This window comes from Sphingomonas sp. 22176, assembly GCF_052045505.1.
Classification (GTDB): Bacteria; Pseudomonadota; Alphaproteobacteria; order Sphingomonadales; family Sphingomonadaceae; genus Sphingomonas.
This window is the reverse complement of the sequence record NZ_JBQEPL010000006.1, coordinates 80,722-103,553: the sequence shown is the minus strand read 5'-3', so window position 1 is coordinate 103,553 and position 22,832 is coordinate 80,722. Positions and strand designations below refer to the sequence as shown.

General features: G+C 66.3%; 19 protein-coding genes. 12 read left to right on the top strand and 7 right to left on the bottom strand.

What is annotated here, in order from left to right:
* Window positions 1-54 precede the first annotated feature (54 nt).
* The 3 genes from wecB (at window position 55) to ACTJKY_RS17515 (ending at window position 3,315) form a co-directional block, all read left to right on the top strand.
* Window positions 55-1,194 carry a non-hydrolyzing UDP-N-acetylglucosamine 2-epimerase gene (wecB, locus tag ACTJKY_RS17525; protein WP_440847397.1) on the top strand — a complete coding sequence of 380 codons (1,140 nt, stop codon included), beginning with the start codon at window positions 55-57 and terminating at the stop codon, window positions 1,192-1,194.
* A gap of 67 nt (window positions 1,195-1,261) precedes the next feature.
* Complete coding sequence (gene wecC, locus ACTJKY_RS17520; protein ID WP_440847396.1) at window positions 1,262-2,560, top strand: UDP-N-acetyl-D-mannosamine dehydrogenase; 1,299 nt, start codon at window positions 1,262-1,264, stop codon at window positions 2,558-2,560.
* Window positions 2,557-3,315, top strand: a complete 759-nt coding sequence (locus tag ACTJKY_RS17515) for a metallophosphoesterase family protein (protein ID WP_440847395.1) — start codon at window positions 2,557-2,559, stop codon at window positions 3,313-3,315. Before wecC ends, ACTJKY_RS17515 begins: the two co-directional genes overlap by 4 nt.
* Before the next feature lie 66 nt (window positions 3,316-3,381).
* Here ACTJKY_RS17515 and ACTJKY_RS17510 read toward each other — a convergent pair whose 3' ends face one another.
* Complete coding sequence (locus ACTJKY_RS17510) at window positions 3,382-3,969, bottom strand: FKBP-type peptidyl-prolyl cis-trans isomerase (protein ID WP_440847394.1); 588 nt, start codon at window positions 3,967-3,969, stop codon at window positions 3,382-3,384.
* Window positions 3,970-4,056: 87 nt separating this feature from the next.
* The gene (rpsU, locus tag ACTJKY_RS17505; protein ID WP_019368605.1) at window positions 4,057-4,263 is read right to left on the bottom strand and encodes a 30S ribosomal protein S21; all 207 of its coding nucleotides are present in this window, start codon (window positions 4,261-4,263) and stop codon (window positions 4,057-4,059) included.
* 222 nt (window positions 4,264-4,485) lie between these two features.
* On the opposite strand from rpsU, the gene ACTJKY_RS17500 reads away from it, so the two are divergent.
* From ACTJKY_RS17500 to ACTJKY_RS17490, 3 genes are all read left to right on the top strand, one after another.
* Entirely contained in the window at window positions 4,486-5,223 is a 738-nt protein-coding gene (locus tag ACTJKY_RS17500; RefSeq protein ID WP_440847393.1) for a response regulator, read from the top strand.
* Window positions 5,220-6,500, top strand: a complete 1,281-nt coding sequence (locus ACTJKY_RS17495; protein ID WP_440847392.1) for an ATP-binding protein — start codon at window positions 5,220-5,222, stop codon at window positions 6,498-6,500. Before ACTJKY_RS17500 ends, ACTJKY_RS17495 begins: the two co-directional genes overlap by 4 nt.
* Before the next feature lie 192 nt (window positions 6,501-6,692).
* The gene (locus ACTJKY_RS17490; RefSeq protein ID WP_440847391.1) at window positions 6,693-7,979 is read left to right on the top strand and encodes an MFS transporter; all 1,287 of its coding nucleotides are present in this window, start codon (window positions 6,693-6,695) and stop codon (window positions 7,977-7,979) included.
* Window positions 7,980-7,982: 3 nt separating this feature from the next.
* Here the strand turns inward: ACTJKY_RS17490 and ACTJKY_RS17485 are convergent, their stop codons facing one another.
* From ACTJKY_RS17485 to ACTJKY_RS17475, 3 genes are all read right to left on the bottom strand, one after another.
* Complete coding sequence (locus ACTJKY_RS17485; RefSeq protein WP_440847390.1) at window positions 7,983-8,369, bottom strand: response regulator; 387 nt, start codon at window positions 8,367-8,369, stop codon at window positions 7,983-7,985.
* Between the two features lie 69 nt (window positions 8,370-8,438).
* Window positions 8,439-10,910 (bottom strand): ATP-binding response regulator, encoded by a 2,472-nt coding sequence (locus tag ACTJKY_RS17480; protein ID WP_440847389.1) that lies wholly within the window; start codon window positions 10,908-10,910, stop codon window positions 8,439-8,441.
* On the bottom strand, window positions 10,895-12,142 hold the full coding sequence (locus ACTJKY_RS17475) for a putative bifunctional diguanylate cyclase/phosphodiesterase (RefSeq protein ID WP_440847388.1): 1,248 nt from the start codon (window positions 12,140-12,142) through the stop codon (window positions 10,895-10,897). The genes ACTJKY_RS17480 and ACTJKY_RS17475 overlap by 16 nt, the downstream gene beginning before the upstream one ends.
* A 583-nt stretch (window positions 12,143-12,725) precedes the next feature.
* Here ACTJKY_RS17475 and ACTJKY_RS17470 point away from each other — a divergent pair.
* From ACTJKY_RS17470 to ACTJKY_RS17455, 4 genes are all read left to right on the top strand, one after another.
* A complete protein-coding gene (locus tag ACTJKY_RS17470) occupies window positions 12,726-14,042 on the top strand; it encodes a UDP-glucose dehydrogenase family protein (protein ID WP_440847387.1) in 1,317 nt (438 codons plus the stop codon).
* Between the two features lie 119 nt (window positions 14,043-14,161).
* Window positions 14,162-15,082 (top strand): sulfate adenylyltransferase subunit CysD, encoded by a 921-nt coding sequence (gene cysD, locus ACTJKY_RS17465; RefSeq protein ID WP_440847386.1) that lies wholly within the window; start codon window positions 14,162-14,164, stop codon window positions 15,080-15,082.
* A complete protein-coding gene (gene cysN / locus ACTJKY_RS17460; RefSeq protein ID WP_440847385.1) occupies window positions 15,082-16,995 on the top strand; it encodes a sulfate adenylyltransferase subunit CysN in 1,914 nt (637 codons plus the stop codon). The genes cysD and cysN overlap by 1 nt, the downstream gene beginning before the upstream one ends.
* Window positions 16,977-17,720, top strand: a complete 744-nt coding sequence (locus ACTJKY_RS17455; RefSeq protein WP_440847384.1) for a 3'(2'),5'-bisphosphate nucleotidase CysQ — start codon at window positions 16,977-16,979, stop codon at window positions 17,718-17,720. Before cysN ends, ACTJKY_RS17455 begins: the two co-directional genes overlap by 19 nt.
* A 284-nt stretch (window positions 17,721-18,004) precedes the next feature.
* On the opposite strand, the gene ACTJKY_RS17450 is transcribed toward ACTJKY_RS17455, so the two are convergent.
* Both ACTJKY_RS17450 and ACTJKY_RS17445 read right to left on the bottom strand, forming a co-directional pair.
* The gene (locus ACTJKY_RS17450) at window positions 18,005-18,169 is read right to left on the bottom strand and encodes a hypothetical protein (RefSeq protein ID WP_440847383.1); all 165 of its coding nucleotides are present in this window, start codon (window positions 18,167-18,169) and stop codon (window positions 18,005-18,007) included.
* Complete coding sequence (locus tag ACTJKY_RS17445) at window positions 18,166-20,799, bottom strand: TonB-dependent receptor (protein WP_440847382.1); 2,634 nt, start codon at window positions 20,797-20,799, stop codon at window positions 18,166-18,168. Before ACTJKY_RS17445 ends, ACTJKY_RS17450 begins: the two co-directional genes overlap by 4 nt.
* A 208-nt stretch (window positions 20,800-21,007) precedes the next feature.
* Between ACTJKY_RS17445 and ACTJKY_RS17440 the strand changes: the two genes are divergently transcribed.
* The gene (locus tag ACTJKY_RS17440) at window positions 21,008-22,249 is read left to right on the top strand and encodes a histidine-type phosphatase (protein WP_440847381.1); all 1,242 of its coding nucleotides are present in this window, start codon (window positions 21,008-21,010) and stop codon (window positions 22,247-22,249) included.
* A 291-nt stretch (window positions 22,250-22,540) separates the two neighbouring features.
* Window positions 22,541-22,810: a hypothetical protein gene (locus ACTJKY_RS17435; RefSeq protein WP_440847380.1), complete on the top strand. Its 270-nt coding sequence runs from the start codon at window positions 22,541-22,543 to the stop codon at window positions 22,808-22,810.
* Window positions 22,811-22,832: the final 22 nt, after the last annotated feature.

The following is a 22,832-nucleotide window of genomic DNA, read 5'->3' as shown; positions in this document are numbered from 1 at the left end:
CAAACGCACGGGTTCCGTAATGGTTCGGTGACGCAACTAGGCTAAACCGAGAAAATGGCACAGGCCCACAAGAAGCTGTTCGTCGTCTTCGGCACACGTCCCGAAGCCATCAAGCTGTTCCCGGTGATTCGGGCGCTACAGGCAGAACCCGATCTCGACGTCGTTACCTGCGTAACCGCGCAACACCGCGGATTGCTCGATCAGGTGCTTGCGATTGCCGGCATCACCCCGGGCATCGACCTCGATCTGATGACTCCCGGCCAATCGCTGGATATGCTGACCGTCCGGCTGCTGACCGGCATCGGCGGCGCGCTGGACGCGATGCGACCCGATCGGGTGATCGTGCAGGGAGACACGGCCACGGCGATGGTCGGCGCGCTGGCGGCCTATTATCGCAAGATCCCGGTGAGCCATGTCGAGGCCGGCTTGCGCTCCGGCGACATCTACCAGCCCTGGCCCGAAGAGGTGAACCGACGAATCGTGGCGCCGATCGCGGATCAGCATTTCGCTCCCACCGAAACTGCCGCCAACGCGCTTCGCGACGAGAACGTGCCCCCGGCGAGCATCCACGTCACCGGCAACACCGTGATCGACGCGTTGCTCGCCACGCAAGAACGGATCGCAGCAGAGCCTGCGCTCGCCGCCGGGCTGGACCCGATCGCGGCGCGCTTCGCGGGCAAGCGGATCGTGCTGGTCACCACCCATCGGCGGGAGAATTTCGGCGACGGCATGGCCGCGATTGCCGATGCGCTGCGCCGGCTCGCGGCGCGGCCGGACATTGCCATCCTGTTCCCGGTCCACCCTAACCCCAATGTGGTGGCGGTGATGGACACGGCGCTGGGCGACCAGCCCAACATCGCCCGCATCGACCCGCTCGACTATCCGCACTTCATCCGCGCACTGGGCATGGCCGATCTGGTGCTCACCGATTCGGGCGGGGTGCAGGAAGAAGCGCCCGCGCTGGGCAAGCCGGTGCTGGTGATGCGCGAGACCACCGAGCGGCCGGAAGGCGTCACCGCCGGCACCGCGCGGCTGGTCGGCACCGATGCCGATCGCATCGTGGAGGAGGTCTGCCACCTGCTCGACGACCGCCAGGCGCATGCCGCGATGGCGCGCGCGCACAATCCGTTCGGCGACGGCCATGCCGCCGCGCGGATCGCCGCGATCATCCGTGCCGGGTTCGACCTCCCCTGACCCGCCTTCCGATATTTTAACGCCTCTCTGCCATGGTCGCGGCTCCTGATTTCGCGCGGAGTTTGCGATGCTTGTCACCAATGAGCCGAAGGTCGCTGTGCTCGGCCTCGGCTATATCGGGCTCCCCACCGCGGCGGTGATCGCGCGGACTGGCGCCCGGGTGCTCGGCATCGATGTCGACGCGCATGTGGTCGAGACGGTGAACTCCGGTCGGGTCCATATCGAGGAGATCGACCTCGACGGCCTCGTCTCCGGCGTGGTCGCGCGCGGCAATCTGCGCGCAGCACTGGCGATCGAGCCCGCGGACATCTTCGTCATCGCCGTGCCGACTCCGTTCGGTGCCAACCATGCGCCGGACATCGGCTATGTCCTGCAGGCGGCGACGAGCATCGCGACGGTGCTCAAGGCGGGCGACGTGGTGATCCTCGAATCCACCTCCCCCGTCGGCACCACCGAGAAGGTCGCCGAACTGCTCTCGCAGTTGCGTCCCGATCTGAAGGTGCCGGGCCACAGCAGCGGCAGCGCCGACATCGCTATCGCCTATTGCCCGGAGCGCGTGCTGCCCGGCCGCATCCTGGTCGAGCTGATCGAGAACGACCGGGTGATCGGCGGCATCACCCCGCGCTGCGCGCGCAAGGCGCTGCACTTCTACCGTCGCTTCGTTCGCGGCGCCTGCGTCACCACCACCGCGCGGGCGGCCGAGATGACCAAGCTGACCGAGAATGCGTTCCGCGACGTCAACATCGCCTTCGCCAACGAACTTTCGATCCTGGCCGAGGGCATGGGCGTCGATGTGTGGGAGGTCATCCGCCTCGCCAACCGCCACCCGCGCGTCAACATCCTCTCGCCCGGCCCCGGCGTGGGCGGGCATTGCATCGCGGTGGATCCCTGGTTCCTGGTGCATTCCAACCCCGAGCAGAGCCCGCTGATCCGCACCGCGCGCGAAGTGAACGACGGCAAGGTCGCGCACACCATCGCCCGTGCCGAGGCGCTGATTTCCCGGCTGCCGGGCGCGCCGATCGCGTGCCTCGGCCTCGCCTTCAAGGCGAATATCGACGATTTCCGCGAGAGCCCCGCGCTCAAGGTCGCGCAGGCGCTCGCCGAGCGGCACGGCGCGCGCGTCCGCATCGTCGAGCCCTATGCCCAGGCGCTGCCCCCTGCCCTCGCCGCCACGGGCGCGACGCTGACCGATATCGACAGCGCGATCGAAAGCTGCCCGATCTTCATCGTGCTGGTGGATCACGACCTCTTCAAGTCGGTCCCGCTCGACGAGCGCGCGGGCAAGCTGGCCTATGACACACGCGGCATCTGGCCGGACCAGCCCGCGCCCGAGAGCATCGCCGCCGGATTGCGTCTCGCCGGGTGAACAGATTCACCGCGCTGTTCCGCAGTGCCGATCCGCCGACCTATGCGCTGCCGGCGGGCACCCGCGCCTATGCGATCGGCGACGTCCATGGCCGCCGCGACCTGCTGGAAGAATTGCTGGCACTGATCGATGCCGAGCGGTCGGCCGATCCCCGCCCGCGCGAGCACCTGATCCTTCTCGGCGACCTGATCGATCGCGGCCCGGAGTCGCGCGGCGTGGTCGACCTGCTGCTCGAACGGCAGGCGACCGACCCCAGCCTGACGATCCTCGGCGGCAATCACGAAGCGATGCTCGTTGCGATGCTCGACGGCAATCTGCGCGATCTCGAAAGCTGGCTGCATTTCGGCGGCGAGGAATGCGCCACCAGCTACGGGCTCGACCCGATTGCGCTGCTGGTCGAGCCGGCGGCGGCACCGGCACTGCTCCGGACAGCGATTCCCGAGGCGCACGCCACGCTGCTGCGCGCGCTTCCCGATTCGGTGCGGATTGGCGACGTTCTGTTCGTCCATGCTGGCATCCGCCCCGGGGTGGCGCTGGAGGCGCAGGACCCGCAGGACCTGCGCTGGATCCGCACGCCCTTCCTGCGCAGTGCCGCGGACCACGGGGTGCTGGTCGTCCACGGCCATACGGTGGTCGGCGAACCCGAGATTCACCCGAATCGAATCGCGATCGACACCGGGGCCAGCGCTACCGGCCGCCTCACGGCGCTCTGCCTCGACGGCACCGAACGCCACTTCCTCGCCACCGGCGCGTAACGCACACACGAAAAAGCCCGCGAGGGTCGCTCGCGGGCTTTTCGAAACGCTGCAATCGGAAGCTGCTTACTGCGCGGGCGCTTCGCCTGCGCCCTGCGGCATGCCACCCTGCTGTTGCTGTTGCTGCATCATCTGGCGGATGACCGCGGCAGGCACCAGTTCCTGCATGTTGACGTCGAAGATCAGCACCTGGTCGGACAGCTCGTTCTGCTGGCCACCCTCGGCACCGTAGCCCAGCTTCGGCGGGAGCCAGAAGCGATAGCGGGCGCCCTTCTTCATCAGCTTCACGCCCTCGGTGAAGCCCGGAATCATCGGCTGGCCGATCTGGAAGCGCATCGGCGTCTTCGGCTGGAATTCCTTGCCGCTGCGCAGCACGCCGCGGATTTCGGTGACAACACCGTCCTGCTCGGCAGGGTTGGGGCCGCTACCGGCCTCTATCACCTGATACTGGAGACCCGACGGGGTGGTCTGAATACCCGGCTGGTTCTTGTGCCACGCCATGAAGCCGTCGGCATCGAGATGTGACGCGGCCGGCGTGCGCGTGCCGGTCCAGGCCAGCGCGAAGGCGATGGCAACCGCTGCCAGCACCCCCAACCAGATCCATAGCTTGTAGCTGCCCTTGACGGGCTGGAGCGGAACGGCGGTCACCGACATGATCGGACTCCGGCGGGGAAGGCATCCCCGTTTATGTAGGAAACAGAAACGACGGCGCGCGCTGATTCAACGCGCGCCGGGCAGGCCTCAACGGGCGCTGTCGCGCTCCACGCGCTTGCGCTCCAGCTTGCGGGCGCGACGCACGGCGGCGGCACGCTCGCGAGCGCGCTTCTCGCTCGGCTTCTCATAGTGACGGCGCAGCTTCATCTCGCGATAGACGCCTTCACGCTGCAGCTTCTTCTTGAGCGCCCGCAGCGCCTGGTCGACGTTGTTGTCGCGAACGATGATTTGCATAAAGTCGTACAGCTCCGATCAAACTCAATAGCAAGGGGCCGCCGAAACCATAGGTGCGGCGTCGAACGGGCCTCCTACCAGCGCCCATTCGATTCTTCAAGCAAAAGCGTGCGTGGCGCGCCCGCTTCCGCAGAATAGATAGCGCGCTGCGGCCAAACACGGATTACAGCAGATTGCAGTGCTGCAACCCGGTCGATAGAATCGGGTCGCAATACCCACTTCATGATGCAGTCAGCCCCAGCATTGGACATCGAAACGCGCCTCCTCATCGTCGATGACGACCCCGGCATCCGCGAGCTCACCGCCGCCTTCCTGGTGCAGCACGGCTATGTCGTCGACACCGCCGAAGACGCGACCAGCATGCGCGAAGCCATCGCCGCCAACAGCTATGCGCTGGTGGTGCTCGATCTGATGATGCCCGGCGAGGACGGGCTTTCCATCCTGCGCACGATGGATCGCCAGGCCGGCCCCGCGGTGATTCTCCATTCGGTGCTGAGCGAGGACATCGATCGCATCGTCGGGCTAGAAATGGGCGCCGACGATTATATCGCGAAACCCGCCAACCCCCGCGAACTGCTGGCGCGCGTCCGCTCGGTCCTGCGCCGCGCGGTCGCCGTGCCGACGGCGACCGGCACGCTGGAGCGGAGCTATCTGCGCTTCGCCGGGTGGCGGCTCGATCCCGTGGGGCGCCAGCTCTATGATCCGGAAAACGTGCTGATCAATCTGTCGGACGGCGAGTTCCGACTGCTGCTCGCACTGGTCGAGCGGCCGCGCCGGGTGCTGACCCGCGATGCGCTGCTCGATTACTCGCGCGGCGCCCATGCCGAACATTTCGATCGCGCGATCGACGTGCAGATGAGCCGGCTGCGCAAGAAGCTCGCCCGGTCGGACGCGGACGAGCTGATCCGCACCATCCGCAACGAAGGCTATATGTTCATCGCGGAGGTCGCTACCAAGTGATCGGACGCCCGGCATCGATCGTGGTGCCGATGATGCTGTTCGCCATCACCTCGGCTGCGGTGGTGATGCTGGTACAGTTCGCGGTGGTGTTCCACGGCCCGCCCCCCGGCTACGGACCAGTGCCGATCGCCCGCGTCGCCGATGCCCTGCGCACCGGCCGAGCGCCGGCGCGCATCCATGGCGAGGCCATCCATCTCTATTTTTCCGACAGCGATCGGTTCGGCCGCGGTGACGAGCGCGCCTTTCCCGAGCGGGACCAGGCTATCGCGGCGCTGATCCCCGCGCCAGCGGGTAACGTGCGAGGCTATTATGAATGGCCGACCAGCGATCCGGACCAGGACATCCATGGCAGCTTCACGATCGGGCGCCGCACCGACAGGGGCTGGCTGGTCGCCTCGGTCAGCCGCGCGCCGACGCTCGGCCGCTGGCGAGTCGCGATCCTGCAATGGATGCTGCTAACGCTGGTGATCCTGTCGCTGCTCGCCTGGGCAGCGGCGCGGCGAATCTCGCGGCCGATCCGGCGGCTGGCGGAGGCAGCGAAGCGCGCCCGGCTGGGCGCACCCGAAGCGATTCCGCTCGACGGCCCGCGCGAGATTCGCGAGCTCGGCCGCGCGATGGGAGCGATGCAGACGCGAATCCTCCAGCAGGCCGAGAACCGCACGGTGATGCTGGCGGCAATGGCGCACGACCTGGGCACCCCGCTTTCCCGCCTCGCCTTCTGGGTCGAGCAGCTGCCCGAGACCGCTCGCGAACGCGCGGTAGCGGACATCGGCGAGATGCGCGCGATGCTCGCCGCAACCCTGCGCTTCACCCGCGACGACCGCACGCATGGCGAAATGGTGCGGCTCGACCTGGGCACGCTGATCGACAGCCTCGCCGACGATCTGTCGGCGGCGGGCACGCCGGTGATAGCGGAGGCCGGGCCGCGCATGGTGCTGATCGGCGATACGCAGGCGTTGCGCCGGCTGTTCGGCAACCTGATCGAGAATGCGATTCGCTACGGCCATTCCGCCCGAATCAGCTGGAGCATCCGCGACGGACACGGTGAGATCCATGTCGACGACGAAGGGCCAGGCTTCGATCTGGCGCGCGCCGAGAATCTGTTCGCGCCTTTCGTGCGCGGCGAAAGCTCGCGCAATCGCGCGACGGGCGGCACCGGCCTGGGCCTCGCCATCGTCCGGTCGATCGTCGAGCTGCACGGCGGCGAGGTGATGCTCGTCAACCGACCCAGCGGGGCCGGCGGCCGCGTCCGGGTGCGCCTGCCGCTCGCAACCTGACGCAACACCGCGTCACGCCGCGACATCGCCCGGCGACCTTTCCGCGCCATCTTGCTGCTAAGCCGCAGCCCCAACGGCGGCTCCGCATCGCGCGTACGGCTTTCCGCGCGACTGCAACTCCGCCTGCCGAGCGGCGTGCCGCCCCCTGTGCGCGCCTTTCCGGCGGGCGGAGCTTTGCTATACAGGCAAGCGATGGCCGATCTTTCCGATGCTCCGCTTGATCGCGGCACCCGCCTTCGCTCGATCCTCGGCGGATCGGCCGGCAACCTCGTCGAATGGTATGACTGGTATGCCTATGCGGCGCTGGCCAGCTATCTCGCGCCCCATTTCTTCGCCCCCGGCACCGCGCAGGATCTGAACGCCTGGATCGTTTTCGCGATCGGCTTCTTCATGCGTCCGATCGGCGGCTGGCTGATGGGTGTCTATGGCGATCGCCACGGCCGCAAGGCGGGGCTGAGCCTGTCGGTGACGCTGATGTGCGCGGGCTCGCTGCTGATCGCGGCGACGCCCAGCTACAGCGCGATCGGCTGGCCGGCAACCGCCGCGCTGGTGCTCGCACGGCTGCTGCAGGGCCTGTCCCTCGGCGGCGAATATGGTGCGAGCGCGACCTATCTCTCCGAAATGGCAGGGCGAAAGCACCGCGGCTTCTTCTCCAGCTTCCAGTATGTCACGCTGATCTCCGGCCAGCTCACCGCGCTGGTGGCGCTGCTCGCGCTGCAGGCGATCCTGCCCGAGGAGAACCTGCGCGCATGGGGTTGGCGCCTGCCCTTCGCCCTCGGCGGCGCACTCGCGCTGCTGGTCTACTGGCTACGCCGCCGCCTTGCCGAAACCGAGAGCTTCGCCAAGCGCGACCGCACGGCCGCCTCGGGCGCGTTCGCGTTGTTCCGCCAGCATCCGCGCGAGGCGATGCTGGTGCTGCTGCTCACCGCCGGCGGCACCCTCGCCTTCTATGCCTATACGATCTACCCGATCACCTTCCTCAAGAAGACCGCCGGCTTCTCCGACGCAGCGGCCACTCAGGTGAATGCGGCGGCACTGTTCGTGTTCATGCTGGTCCAGCCGCTGGCGGGCGCGCTGTCCGATCGGATCGGCCGCAAGCCGCTGATGATCGGCTTCGGCGTGCTGGGCGTGTGCTGCACCTACCCGATCTTCGTCGCGATGGAGGGGGTGCGCGACGGCCTCTCGGCCTTCTGGCTGATGACCGCGGCGCTGCTGATCGTCACCGGCTACACCGCGATCAACGCGGTGGTGAAGGCGGAGCTGTTCCCGGCGCATATCCGCACGCTGGGCGTCGCACTGCCCTATGCGCTGGCCAACGCGATCTTCGGGGGCACCGCGCCTACAGTGGCCCTGTGGTTCAAGCAGGAAGGCTGGGAGCGTGGCTTCTACTGGTACGTCACGGCGATGATCGGCATCTCGCTGATCACCTACGTAACGATGCGCGATACCGCCCGCACCAGCCGCATCGCCGAAGACTGACGCTCAGGCGAGGATCGCGCCGCCGCGCTTGGCGAGCACCCGGCCGATCGCATCAAACAGTGCGTCCATCGCCACCGGCTTGAACAACACGTCGTCGGCGCCGGTCGCTAGGCAGCGCTCGCGCAGATCGAGCGCGGTGTCGGCGGTGACGACGATGATCGGCAATTCGGCCTTGGCGTCGGCACGCGCGCGAATCTGGCGAATCGTCTCGAACCCGTCGGTGCCGGGCATGCGCAGATCCACCAGGATGATGTCGAAGGTCTCGTCGTCGATTCGGGCGAGGCCTTCCTCGGCCCAGGCGGCTTCGGCCATCGTCGCGCCCGCCACGTCGAGCATATCCTTCACGACGCGTCGATTCATGGGATCGTCCTCGATGAACAGGATGTTCATCGACGCTGGCCCTTCAGGGCAGAAACCGGCGTTCTGGCCATGTTGTGCATGTCTAGGTGTATTATCGCCCTAAGCCGCTTGAGAAACAAGCGGGTCGTTCCCCAGAATATTCTTTTTGCGCGCGGATGCTGGTACTGCCGCCGCTACCAATTCCGATCCAGCGACTGGCTTTTCTATCACCTGTGTTAGGCCGGCGTCCAGAAATTGCGAACGTTGTTCGGCGTTCTTGCCGCTCGCCAGCAAGGTCGTGCACAGATTGGGCTGTGCCCGGCATAGGGTAGCGATCGCATCCACCAGATCCTGCGTTGGGGTGGCGAGTGCCGCTTCGTCAATCACCAGCGCGTCGAACTGCTCCAATTCGAGTAACTGCAGCGCCTCATCGCCGTCCTTGGCGAATCGCACACGATCAACTTCGGCCTCAAACAAGGTGCGCAGCATCGCGCGGGTGATCGGGTTGCGCTCGAGGATCAGCACGCCGGTGCCGGCATCGGCGGAGGCCAGCGGCGCCGCGGGGGCTTCGGCACGGGTCAGCGGCAGGTCGATCGTGAAGGTGGAGCCCACGCCCGGCGTGCTGGTCACCAGGATCTGCCCGCCCAGCGCTTCCGCCAGGTTCCGGCAAATGGTTAGACCCAATCCAGTACCGCCGAACTGCCGCGTTGTGCTGGAATCGGCCTGTCGAAAACTCTCGAAGATCTCGTCGAGCTTGTCGGCGGCGATGCCGATGCCGGTATCCGACACGGCGATCCGCAGGCGCTCGCCCTGATCCGCTGGTCCCTGCACCGTCTCCACCCGCAAGCCGATGGAGCCCGCCGCCGTGAATTTGAGCGCGTTCGACAGCAGGTTGAACAGCAACTGCCGCAGCCGGCCGGGATCGCTGACGATCCAGTCGGGCGCGCCGGCCAGCTGAACGTCGAACGCCAGTCCCTTCGCCCGGGCGGGATCGGTCCACAGCCGGGCGACCTCCTCGGCGAGCGCGCGGAAATCCATCGGCACCGGATCGACGCTGAGGTTGCCGTTCTCGATCTTGGCGACATCGAGGATGTCGTCGACCAATGCGCGCATCGTCAGCCCGGCGCCCTGCACCACTTCCAGCCGCTCGCGCACGTCGCCGCCAATGGCGTCGTCCGCAAGCATCACCTGGGTCATGCCGAGAATGCCGTTCAGCGGCGTGCGGATCTCGTGGCTGGTGGTGGCCAGGAACTCGGTCTTGGCGCGCAGCGCTTTTTCGAGCGCGGCATTGGTTGCGGCGAGCACACGGTTCGCCGCCCGCACCTGGTTGCGGCTGCGCCGGATGGTGAACAGGCCGAGGCTGAGGAGCAGGATCACGACGAGCGTGGCAAAGCCGAGCGAGAGGAACAGCACGCGCTGGAAATGCGCGGCCTTCTGCAGTTGCTCGGTCTTGAGCCGCTGGATGGTGAGTTCCTGGTTCGCATAATCGAACCGGGCGGCCATCAGCGCGGCGCTGTTGGTGGTTGCCACCTTCGCCGCCTCGTCGCTCAGCCGCTTCAGCGCCTCCAGATGCCGCAGTGCCAGCCGATCGTCGCCGAGCTTGCGGTAAATGAGGTACGCGAACAGATGGGGCGTTCGAAAATCCTGGGTGGTCGTCTTCAGGTCGATACCCTCGAACGTCTCCCCAATCAGGACGGCAGCACGCTGCAGGTTCCCCTCGTCCTTTGCCAACTTGGCGGCAGTTGACTTCAGCAGGCGCTTGAGGCCGCTCGCATCGCCATCCTGAGCGAGGGCAAAAGCGCGATCCAACGTCGCGTGCGCACTACGCAGATCGCGCGCTTCGATCTGACTTCGCGCCAAATTGTCGAGGATCCGCGCCTCAAGCACCGGTTTGCCGAGCTTCCGAGCCAAGCGCACGGCTTCAGTGTATTCGGCATCGGCCTCGCGGTAGCGCTCAAGAACAAGCAGCACGTTGCCGCGGCTGTTGTGCAGGCTGAGCGAGAGGATGTCGTCCCCCCCGTAAAGCAACGACGCCTGCCGGAAATAGCGTTCGGCCCGGTGGTCATCGTGAGCGACAACATAGAGGGAGCCGATCGACTGAAGCGCCAGCGCCTGACTGCGCACTTCGTGCAATTTTTCGAAGATACGATAGGCGCGCTGAAATGCCGACAGCGCCTCCGCAGCCTGATCGCGCATCATGTACAGGTTGCCCAGCGAGAGCAGCAAATCCCCTTTCACCCGCACCGGCGCAGCGATCGGCGCAACTGCTCTTTGCGCCGCCTCGAGCGACGCCCGCGCCGCGTTCACGTCGTCCCCGCGCAGCTGCATTTCCGCACGCAGCCAAAGCGATGTCCCACGGATGAGCGCGCGCTGGCCAGGATCCGCGCTGCGATCGGCGGCATTGTTGATTTGGTCGATCAGCGGCTTCGGATCCGCCGATTGATCCACGATGCGGTCGCGCGCCTGCGCCACCAGCGTTGCAACGTCGGACGGCAACTGCTGCGCGCACAGCGGCGCGGGCAAGGCGAAGATCAGGAGTAGCGGAACAGCGCGAGCGAGCAGGTGCCCGGCACGGTTCACGCGCGGGTCCACGAACTTCCGGACCGAAGAAACACAGGACGGTTGGCCATGGTCTCGGCCAGTTGGTCCTGCTCGCCGAGATAGGAGCAGAGCGCCGGGAACGGCACGGGGCGCGAGATCAGATAGCCCTGCACCAGATCGCAGCCCATCACGCTCAGAAGAGCAAGCGCCGCTGGCGTCTCCACGCCTTCGGCGGTGACTTCCATCTCCAACGCGTGCGCAAGGTCGATCGTCGACCGCACGATCAGCGGGTCGCGATGGCTCGAGGTGAGCTGGGTGATGAACATCTTGTCGATCTTCAGCTCCTTGGCGGGGAGCTGCTTGAGATAGGCAAGCGAGGAAAGACCAGCGCCGTAATCGTCGATCGCCAGCACTACGCCAAGGTCCGCAAAGCGCTGCAGGTGGCGGATCGCGCTTTCAGGATCGCGGATCACTGCCGTCTCGGTGATTTCGAAGCCGAGCTTTGCGGCCGAATTGGTAGTGATGATCCCGCACACTTCGTCGATGAAGCCGCCGTTGGCGAGCAGCATGCCCGAGATGTTGAGGAACAACGGAATGTCATGCCCGAGCGCCGCAAGCCGGCGCTGGTCCGCGATCACCTGGCGCAGCGTCCACAGCGTGAGCGGGCCGATCAGGCCGGACTCTTCGGCCGCGGCGATAAAGTCTCCGGGCATGATCAGCCCGCGCTCGGGATGCTGCCAGCGGATCAGCGCCTCGGCGCTCGCCACCTGCTGCTTACGAACGTTGATCTTGGGTTGGTAGTTGAGGAACAGTTCCCCCGCCGCGATCGCGCGCGGCAGGTCGGCGATGAGCGTCAGGCGGTCGACCGCCTGATTGGCGAGCGACAGATCGATCAGTTCGAAGCCGCCGGCATTGCCCGCGCGCTCCAGCGCGATTTCGGCAACCTCGAGCAGCCGAAGCATGTCGCGCTCCTCCACCGGGGCGCAGGCAGCACCGATGGCGAATTCCAGCCGCACCTCGGGCAGCACCTCCCGCTGCTCCGCATCCACGGCATGGCGCAGTGCCTGAACGCGAGACGCAGCCTCTTCGCGATCCGCAGATGCGATCTCGAATTCGATCAGGTCACGGCCGACGCCGACCAGTTGGACGCCTGCAGCGTCCGCAGCGATTCGCGTTGCCAGTGCCTCGGCAGCGAAATGCACGCCAGTTTTGCCCAGAATGCGACGGGCTGTCTCGAAATTGGTCACGCGGCACAATGCCGAAACGTTCAAGCCCTGGCTCACCGAATGCCCTCCCGCCGACCGCTCGGCCGAACATCGAATAAGGGACCGCTTCACGAAAAACCACTGCCTGATATGGAAACCAGCCAAAAACCGGCACTTTCGCCGGTTTTCATGCCGGTTGCCGGCACGGATGCGACCCCGCGAATGCGTCCCCTACCCTCGAACCGCGAGCAATACGGAAGGGGGCTGAAGGAAAGGTAAACGGTAACCTTCACAATTGCGCACGTTTCGCCCTCCGCAGAATCCCCGATTGCGAGAAAGTAAATTTTTCATTAACGAAACGACTTGCGCGGAACAGCGCAGAAATGGGAGCCAAAAAAAATGACCTTCTTCACCCTCTTCTTCCGTGATGGCGTCGGCGGCACCGAGATCCGCCCGCTCTGAATTAAACCCAATGGAAGCCGGCACCGTCAGGTAGCCGGCTGACATTAACCAGGAAAAAGGCCTGCCCCCGCAGGCCTTTTTCTTTTGCGGCCAACGGCCTGACGCAATTGCTGCACTGCGGTGGGTTGCGGTAGCGGCAGGTTCGGTTAAGAGCTTTGTCGGACCGCTGGAAACAGCACTTTCGGCACAGGGGAAAATCGTGCGCATTGCGATGATCGGCACGGGCTATGTGGGCCTGGTATCTGGAGCCTGCTTCTCTGACTTCGGCCACGAAGTCGTCTGCGTGGACAAGGACGCGCGGAAGATCGAACTGCTCCACCAGAATGTGATGCCCATCTATGAACCGGGCCTCGACGCCCTGGTCGCCAGCAACGTGAAGGCGGGCCGCCTCTCGTTCACGACCGACCTCGCCGAAGGCGTTAAGGATGCCGATGCGGTGTTCATCGCCGTCGGCACGCCCAGCCGCCGCGGCGACGGCCATGCCGATCTGTCCTATGTCTTCGCTGCAGCGCGGGAGATTGCCGAGAATCTGACCAAGCCGAGCGTGATCGTCACCAAGTCGACCGTACCCGTCGGCACCGGCGACGAAGTCGAGCGGATCATCGCCGAGGTCGCACCCAACAGTGGCGCCAAGGTCGTCTCGAACCCCGAATTCCTGCGCGAAGGCGCGGCGATCGAGGACTTCAAGCGCCCCGACCGCGTCGTTGTCGGCACCGATGATGAGTTCGCCCGCCAAGTGATGCGCGAGATCTATCGTCCGCTGTCGCTCAACCAGTCGGCCCCGGTGCTGTTCACCGGCCGTCGCACCTCCGAGCTGATCAAGTACGCGGCGAACGCCTTCCTCGCGGTGAAGATCACCTTCATCAACGAGATCGCCGACCTGTGCGAGCAGGTGGGCGCGGACGTGCAGGAAGTGTCGCGCGGCATCGGCATGGACAACCGTATCGGCGGCAAGTTCCTCCACGCAGGTCCTGGCTATGGCGGCTCGTGCTTCCCCAAGGATACGCTGGCGCTGATGAAGACCGCGGCCGACAACGAGACGCCGCTGCGCATCGTCGAGGCGACAGTGCAGGTGAACGATGCCCGCAAGCGCGCGATGGGCCGCAAGGTCATCAAGGCGATGGGCGGCGACGTGCGCGGCAAGACCGTCGGCATCCTCGGCCTCACCTTCAAGCCGAACACCGACGACATGCGCGACGCGCCGAGCCTCTCGATCATCGCAGCGCTGCAGGATGCTGGCGCGACGGTGAAGGCCTATGACCCGGAAGGCGTCGAGCAGGCTGCCAAGATGCTGACCGACGTCGAATTCGTCGCAAACCCCTATGCCGCTGCCGAAGGCTCCGACGCGCTGGTGATCGTGACCGAGTGGGATGCATTCCGCGCACTCGACCTCACCCGCATCAAGAACAGCCTGAACAGCCCCGTGCTGGTCGACCTGCGCAACATCTATCCGCCGGCCGAGCTCGAGCGCGCTGGCCTGCAATATACCGGCGTCGGCAAGCCGAGCCACGACTGACCCGCTGCCCGCCCCCGCCGCAGGATCGGCCGGGGGCGGGTATGCCGCGCTAAACATTTACTAGATCGCGCATGCACCCGGGGCTTTTTACATGCCCTTCCATGCTGCAAACGAGCGCCATGGATTCCGCCACCGCATCGCCCGCCCCGCTGACCCATCTTCAGCGGCTCGAGGCCGAGAGCATCCACATCCTGCGCGAAGTCGTCGCCGAGGCCGAACGCCCGGTGATGCTCTATTCGATCGGCAAGGACAGCGCGGTGATGCTCCACCTCGCGCGCAAGGCCTTCTACCCGGCGCCCCCGCCCTTCCCGCTGCTCCATGTCGACACCACCTGGAAGTTCAAGGCGATGTACGAACTGCGCGAGCGATCGGCGGCCGCAGCGGGCATGGAGCTGCTCGTCCACCAGAACCCCGAGGCAATCGCCCGCGGGATCAATCCGTTCGACCATGGCGGCCTACACACCGATTTGTGGAAGACCGAAGGCCTGAAGCAAGCGCTCGACAAATATGGCTTCGACGCGGCGTTCGGCGGCGCGCGGCGCGACGAGGAGAAGAGCCGCGCCAAGGAGCGCATCTTCAGCTTCCGCACTGCCAGCCACCGCTGGGACCCCAAGAACCAGCGCCCCGAGCTGTGGCGGCTCTACAATGCACGCAAGGCCAAGGGTGAGAGCATCCGCGTCTTCCCGCTGTCCAACTGGACCGAGCTCGACATCTGGCAGTACATCCTCGCCGAGGGCATCGAGATTGTGCCGCTCTATTTCGCCGCGCCCCGCCCGACGGTGGAACGCGACGGCATGCTGCTGATGGTCGATGACGAGCGCTTCCGTCTGCACTCCGGCGAAGTGCCGGTCGAACGCTCGATCCGTTTCCGCACGCTCGGCTGCTATCCGCTGACCGGCGCAGTGGAGAGCACGGCAGACACGCTGGAAAGCGTGATCCAGGAAATGCTTCTCACCACCACCAGCGAGCGCCAAGGCCGCGCGATCGACCACGACCAGGCCGCCAGCATGGAGAAGAAGAAGCAGGAGGGGTATTTCTGATGACCGCCTATCGCCCCGACGCGCTGATCGCCTCCGACATCTCCGCATATCTCGAACTGCACCAGACCAAGTCGCTGCTGCGCTTCCTCACCTGCGGCTCGGTCGACGACGGCAAGTCGACGCTGATCGGGCGCCTGCTCTACGATTCGAAGCAGATCTTCGAAGACCAGTTGTCCGCGCTGGAGAATGACTCCAAGCGCGTCGGCACCCAGGGCCAGGCGATCGACTTCGCGCTGCTGGTCGACGGTCTCGCTGCCGAGCGCGAGCAGGGCATCACCATCGACGTCGCCTATCGCTTCTTCGCGACCGAGAAGCGCAAGTTCATCGTCGCCGATACCCCCGGGCACGAGCAGTACACCCGCAACATGGTCACAGGCGCCTCGACCGCCGACCTTGCGGTGATCCTGATCGATGCACGCAAGGGCGTGCTGACCCAGACCAAGCGCCACAGCTTCCTCGCCCATCTGCTCGGCATCCGGCACCTGGTGGTGGCGGTGAACAAGATGGACCTGGTCGACTATGACCAGGCCGTGTTCGAGCGCATCGTCGATGCCTATGCTGAGTTCGCCCAGTCGATCGGCATCCAGGACTTCACGCCGATTCCGATCTCGGGCTTCCAGGGCGACAATGTCACCACGCGCAGCGAGGCGATGCCCTGGTTCACCGGCCCGGTACTGCTCGACCATCTCGAAAGCGTCGAAGTCGACGCCGACATCGATCGCATCAAGCCGTTCCGCATGCCGGTGCAATGGGTCAACCGTCCGAACCTGGATTTCCGCGGCTTTGCCGGGATGATCGCCAGCGGCACGATCCGGCCGGGCGATCCGGTGCGCATCCTGCCCTCCGGCCGTACCAGCACCGTGGCCCGCATCGTCGCAATGGGCGGCGACAGGGACATCGCCGTCGCGGGGGAATCGGTAACGCTCACCCTTGCCGACGAAGTCGATTGCTCGCGCGGCGACGTGATCGCCACCGCCGACGCGCCGCCCCAGGCCGCCGACCAGTTCAAGGCGACCCTCGTCTGGATGGACCCGGCCGAACTGCTGCCCGGCCGCGCCTATTGGCTCAAGCTCGGCACCCAGACGGTCAGCGCAGTGATCCGCGCGCCCGAATATGCGATCGACGTCAACACCATGGCGCGCGCGCCCGCCAAGACGCTGGCGCTCAACGACATCGGCGTCGCGGAAGTCGTCACCGATCGCGCGATCGTGTTCGAGCCCTATGCCGAGAGCCACGATCTCGGCGGCTTCATCCTGATCGACAAGCTGACCAACGCCACGGTCGGCGCCGGCATGCTCGATTTCGCGCTGCGCCGGGCACAGAATGTCCATTGGCAGGCGGTGGAGATCACGCGGGAGGCGCATGCCCAGCAAAAGGGCCAGCAGCCGCGTCTGCTGTGGTTCACCGGCCTGTCCGGCTCGGGCAAGTCGACCATCGCCAATCTGGTCGAGAAGAAGCTGCACGCGCTGGGCAAGCACAGCTTCCTGCTCGACGGCGACAATATCCGCCACGGGCTCAACCGCGATCTCGGCTTCAGCGATCAGGACCGGGTGGAAAATATCCGCCGGATCGGCGAGGTTGCCAAGCTTATGACCGATGCCGGCCTGATCGTGCTCACCGCCTTCATCTCGCCGTTCCGTGCGGAGCGGGCGATGGTGCGCGCGTTGCTGCCCGCCGGCGAGTTCTTCGAGATCTTCGTCGACACGCCGATCGAAGAGGCCGAGCGCCGCGACGTGAAGGGCCTCTACAAGAAGGCGCGGGCTGGCGAGATCGCCAATTTCACCGGCATCTCCAGCCCCTATGAGCCGCCGAGCGCGCCCGAGATCCGCATCGACACCACCCGCACGAGCCCCGAGGAAGCGGCCGAACTGATCGTCGAGGCGATCATGGGCGTATGGAGCCCGATGCTGTGAACGACGCCCAACTCGCCCATGCCATTGCCGAGGAAGCCGGCGCGCTGCTGCTCCGCATCCAGGGCGAATGCGCCGGCGGCGCACGCGGCGACGCCGAGGCGAATGCGCTGATCCTCGATCGGCTGCGCGCGGCGCGGCCTGACGATGCGATCCTCTCCGAGGAATCGGCCGACGATCCCGTTCGCCTCGGCCGCAGCCGGGTGTGGATTATCGACCCGCTCGACGGCACCCGCGAATTCGCCGAGCGGCGCGAGGACTGGGCGGTGCATGTCGCGCTCGCCATCGATGGCGCGCCGGCGGTGGGCGCGGTCGCCCTGCCCCGGCTCGGGGTGACGCTCGCCAGCGACACGCCGCCCACCCTCGCCCCCGCGCAGCAGCCACCCCGCATGCTGGTCAGCCGCACCCGCGCCAGCCAGCTCTGCGCCGAGGTCGGCAGTTCGATCGGGGCGGTACATGTCGGCATGGGCTCGGCAGGCGCCAAGGCAATGGCGGTGGTGCGCGGCGAAGCGGAGATCTACCTCCATTCGGGCGGCCAGCATCAGTGGGACAATTGCGCGCCGGTGGCGGTCGCGCTGGCGGCGGGGCTGCATGCCTCGCGCATCGACGGATCGCCGATCGTCTACAACCAGGCGAGCACCAGCGTGCCCGACCTGCTGATCTGCCGCCGCGAATGGGCAGCACCCGTGCTGGCGGCGGTGGCCGACTGCAATCGATTGGTTCGTTGAGAAAGCGTTACGGAAAAACCCGGATCGGACTCCCCCCGAATGGCCGGGATCGGCGGGTGCGGCTATCTAGAGGGCACGCGAACGGAAGCGCTTCCCCCCGTTCCCTTCGCCAGTAACGCGTATCGGCCAGCCCTGAACTGACGCAGGGCCCAGCCATTTGGAACAAGTCGGCGCACCACAACCGATCCCCCTGCGGGGCGCCGACTTGTTTTCCGTGTACGAGAGTACTGCTTGCGCATGACAGGCCGGTCCGCTTCCCTCCCTTGGCGGACCGGCCTTTTTGTTCAGAACGCGTAGGACAGGTTGAGCATATAGGTGCGGCCCACCTCGACATAGCCGCCCTTGCGATCCACCGAGAGCAGCGCCTTGCCGACCCCCGCCGTCGCCCAGTAGCTGTGCGAATTCAGCAGATTCTGCACCGACACGCCGGCGGTGAGGTGCCGGTTCACGCGTAGCTGAGGATCGCGTTCATCGTGGAGACCGGCTGGACATAGGTGTCCGGCTGCGACGAGCGCAGATCGTACAGCTTGTTGCCGGTATAGGCGTAGTTCAGCGCGGCGTTGAAGCCGCCATGCACCCAGAACAATTCGGTGTTGAACATCACCTGCGGCGCCTCCGGCATCCGCTCGCGGCGATAGCCGTTCGAGACATACACCGTCGCATCCGCCCGCTGGAGGGTGACATTGGCCTGGAAGCCAAGCCCGTCCAGCACCGTCGGCAGCCCCTTCAGGCTGTAGCGCGCGAACAGCTCCACGCCGTAGACGCTGCCCTTGGCGCTGGTATCGAGTGTGTCGATCTCCACGCCGTCGGGTGAGAGCTGGCTGTTGGGCGCATTCCACACATTGAGGTCGCCGGTCGCATTGGTCGAGCCGGTCGAGAACATCACATGGTTCAGGCGCTTATAGTAGAGCGCCGCCGAGAACAGGTCGGTGCCCGCCCCCTTGTGCTCGATCGAGGTGTCGACATTCCATGCCTCCACCGCGTCGAGATTGGGGTTGGGCACGAAGATCGAGGTGATCTTGCCGCTGTCGTCGCGTGTCACGCTGGTCGGCCCGAGCAGCAGATCGAACGCCGGGCGCGAATAGCTCTTGCGCACCGAGAAGCGGTACACGGTGTTCTCGCCCGGGCGGTAGGAAGCGACCAGGCTCGGCAGCCACTCGTCATACCTGCGGGCGCTGGTGGTGAAGCCCGCCGTCGTGCCGTTGTCCTGCCAGTAGCGGCCCTGAAACCAGTTATGCTCGTAGCGCAGGCCCGGGGTGATCGTCAGGCCGCCGAACGCGAAGTTGGCGAGCACATAGCCGCTGGCACGGTGCTCCTTGCCGTCGAGCCGGTTCTCTTCCAGCTTGACCGGATCGATTCCGGGCAGCTTTGCGAGCGACAGCTTGGCGTTCTGCGCCTCGATCCAGGCGTGATCGGGGATATAGAACGGCACCTGCACGCCGTTCATGAAGCCGTTCAGCCGCTTGCCCGGAACGGAGGTCAGCGTGGTGGTGTTGGGATCATTGGCGGTGAAGTCATATTCCAGCGCGCCGTCATCGCCCAGGCTGTTCGAATAGCGCTTCGAGGCTTCGTACTTGCCCCCCGCCTGGATCGAGGAGAGCCCGCGATCGCCGAACTTCCAGGTGCCGTCCAGCCGGCCCTCGAGCTTCGATTCCCACGAATCCTCGAACTGCGCCGTGGTGTAGGACTGGGTGAAATTGTCAAGATTGGTGATTGTGTTGCGCGCGCCGTCGCTCAGCAGCACCTGCGGATCGGTGCGATCGGCCAGGCTGGTGATCAGCTTGTAGGAGGCCGGGCCGGTGGCGTTCGGCCCGATATAGGTCGGGCTGCCCCACTTCGCCTGGATGCGCAGCGGATAGCTGGTCGCGCCGCGCGAATAGGCGCCGTAATAGTCGAGCGTCAGGTCGCCCAGCCGGCTCTCGCCGCCCAGCTTGGTGGAGAACAGCCGCTGATTGCTGTGCTCGGTGCGGAAATAGTTGGTGCCGCCTAGGCCGTACATCGCCAGATAGCCGGCGCTGTCATAGTTGGAACCGAGCGGATTCCCGGCGTTCGGGTTGGTCTGGCCGGCGGTGAGGCCCACGCTGCGCGCCGCGGTCTGGTCCATCCAGTCCTTCAGGCGATATTCGCCGTACGTGGTGCGCGCGTACAGGTCGGTGCTGTCGCCCCGCCATTCCAGGTTCACCGTGCCGCCGAAGCGCTCGATCTGGTTCTGGAAGATGTTCCATTCGACGCCGACCGGCACTGCGTTGGCAAGGTTGTCGCGCAGCGCGCCCGGCAGGTTGCCGTTCTGCTTCACATAGTCCTTGTGGATCGCCACCGACTCGCTGAAGACGTTCTTCTTGCCGTAATAGCCCGAGGCATAGATCCCGAAATTGCCAAACTGCTGCGCGGTTTCGAGCGCGATCGTGCCGCCCCAGGGATCCTGGTCGCGGGTGGCGGCGCGGCCGGCGATCTGGCCCTGCGCGCGGATCTGGAAATGGTGCGCGCCGAAATCGAAGGGCGAGGCGGTGCGCAGGTCGATCACGCCGGCGATGGCGTCGCCGTCCTGCGCCGCGGTCGGCGCCTTGTCGACGCGGACTTCGGAAAGCGCGAAGGGCGACAGCAGGTTCATCGAGATGGCGCGGGTGCGCGCATCGGTCTGCGCCAGCCGCACGCCGTCCAGCTCATAGGCGTTGTATGCGGTGTCGAGCCCGCGGATCGAGAGATACTGCGCCTCGCCGGTCGAGGCGGCGTTGCGCGACTGGTCGACCGAAGAGCTGACGCCCGGCAGGCGGGTGAGCAGGTCCGCCAGGTTCTGCTGCGGCTGCGCGCGCAGTTCCTCGCCCGAGACGATGGTGACGAGCGAGGCGTTCTTCACCTGCTCCTGCTGCACGGACTTGATCGCGGCGCGCTGGCCGGTGACCACGATCGTGTCGCCGTCGCGCGTCTGATCGTCCGTGTTGTCCAAGGCAGGGGTGTCCGACGCGGAGGCCGCGACCGTGTTCTCGCGCGGCGTGGCGGCCCATGCCTGATTCTGTGCGATGAGTGCGACCATGCCCCCGCCCAGAAGCAGCGCGGTGCGCTTGTTCCAGTGTCCCATTGGTATTTCCTTCGCTGGATATTGGTGCCAGCCTGTTCCTGCTGGTCGACGCGGCCGCTAGCCGAAGGCGGCTGCAATTCAGCGTATGCTCTGTTTCAAATCCGACACTTCGGCGTGACAAATTTGCTGCAACGCACGCCAAGCGGCGGAAACTGTTGAAGTAATACCAATTGTTAGATTGGTATTCTTTTTTCGTCACACAGGCTTCATGCAGCGCGCCTACACTGCGGCGATGACCCCGCCTTTCCTCGCCCCCGTTGGCGCCCTCGCGGCGCTTCTGCTCACGCCCGTCGCGGCACATGCCGCATCCCCTGCGTCTCCGCGGATCGAGCGGCTGGTGCTGCTGATGCGCCACGGCGTGCGCGCGCCGCTGGACGGCGAAGTGCCGCCCGCCACGCGCACCGGCCAGCCCTGGCCGCGCTGGGACGCGCCGGCCGAGCAGGTGACGCCGCACGGCGCCGCGGCGCTCCGCGCGCTCGCCAAGGCGGATCGACGCTGGTTCGCCGCCGCCGGGCTGGTCGCCGCGAACGGCTGCCCCGATCCGGCGGTGGTGCGGCTATGGACCAACAGCGCGTCGCGCACGATCGCCAGCGGCGAGGCCTATGCGGCGGGCTTTGCGCCCGGCTGCCGGATCACGGTCGGCCACAAGCCCGAAGGCACCAACGATCCGATCTTCGAGCCGCTGGGCGCCCATCCGGCTGCGTTCGACGCGAGCCGCGCGGTGGAGTCGATCGACCGCTATACCGGCGGTGCCGAGGCGCTGACCCGGCGCCACGCCGCCGGGCTAAAGCTGCTGGAGCAGGTACTCGCCTGCCCCGCAGCACCCTGCAGCCCGGCGGAGCCTTCATCGGTTCGCCCCAGCGAGGACGGCCACGGCATCGACCTCAAGGGCCCGATCCGCGCCGCGTCGGGCACCGCGCAGGTGCTGATGCTCCAATATCTCGAAGGCCTTCCGCCGGCGCAGGTCGGCTGGGGCCGCGCGACCCCGGCGCGGCTGGAGGCGCTGGGGGCGGTCCACGGCGCGCTGTTCGACGTGTTCAGCCGCCCGCCTTACATGGCCGCCTTCCAGATGGCGCCGACGGTAGACCGCATCACCCAGGACCTGACCGCGACCACGGCACCCAAGCTGGACGTGCTGGTCGGCCACGACACCAATGTCGCGGCGCTGGCGGCGGTGCTGGGGGTGCCGGTCAAGGCGCCGGGCTTCGCGACCAACGACCCCGCGCCGGGCGGCGGTATCGCCATCGCGCTGGTGCGCGCGCCCAACGGCGGGCAGGCCGTGCGCCTCTGGTACCGCACTCAGAGCGCCACCGACATGCGCGCCGCGCGCGATCGCACGGTCTGGACCCCGCTGCGGCTCGCAGGCTGCGACGAGGGCGCCGAGCATCGCTGCCCGTTGCCGCAGTTCCTGAAGCGGCTGGAGGCGGCGACGGAGCCTGCCCGCGACTAGCGTAGCGTCTCGCCATCAAGGCATGATATCAATATCTTGAGAGTAGCGACTACGATCGGCCGCTACTCTCAAGATATTGGTCGAGGACCGGAGGCGTAGATGATAGTTGCACTCCTGCTGCAAGCGGCTGCCGGCCAGCACCTGCCACACGATGTTTGGGCCAGCCTTTCGATCTCTGCGTCGCTTGCCCACACGTCGGAAACCGTCGAGTTTCTACGAGGCGGAGCGGGAGCAGCTGCCGGAGACGTCATTCTACGGCGAACGTCCCGCCGCCTCGAAGACGCTCCGCGCGTGACGTGGGCGACCAGCCGTACCTGCGCCGGCGTGCGCGAGGCGGTCGCGCGTTGGGACGCACTTCCGATGCCGTCGGTCGTCAGGCCCGGAGATCCCGAATCCCTGGTCATGGACGGCGAAGGCTACACGATCCGCTTCTACGGCCGATATGGCGCTGAATTCGGCACGCCGATGGAGCTGAGCAGCAACAGGGGAACGCCCCTTTCACAATGGGTCAGCGGGACCCTTTCGCTCTTGAAGCCGTGCTGGACCGACAACCGCCCCTGATCAGCGCGGGATTGCCACCTTG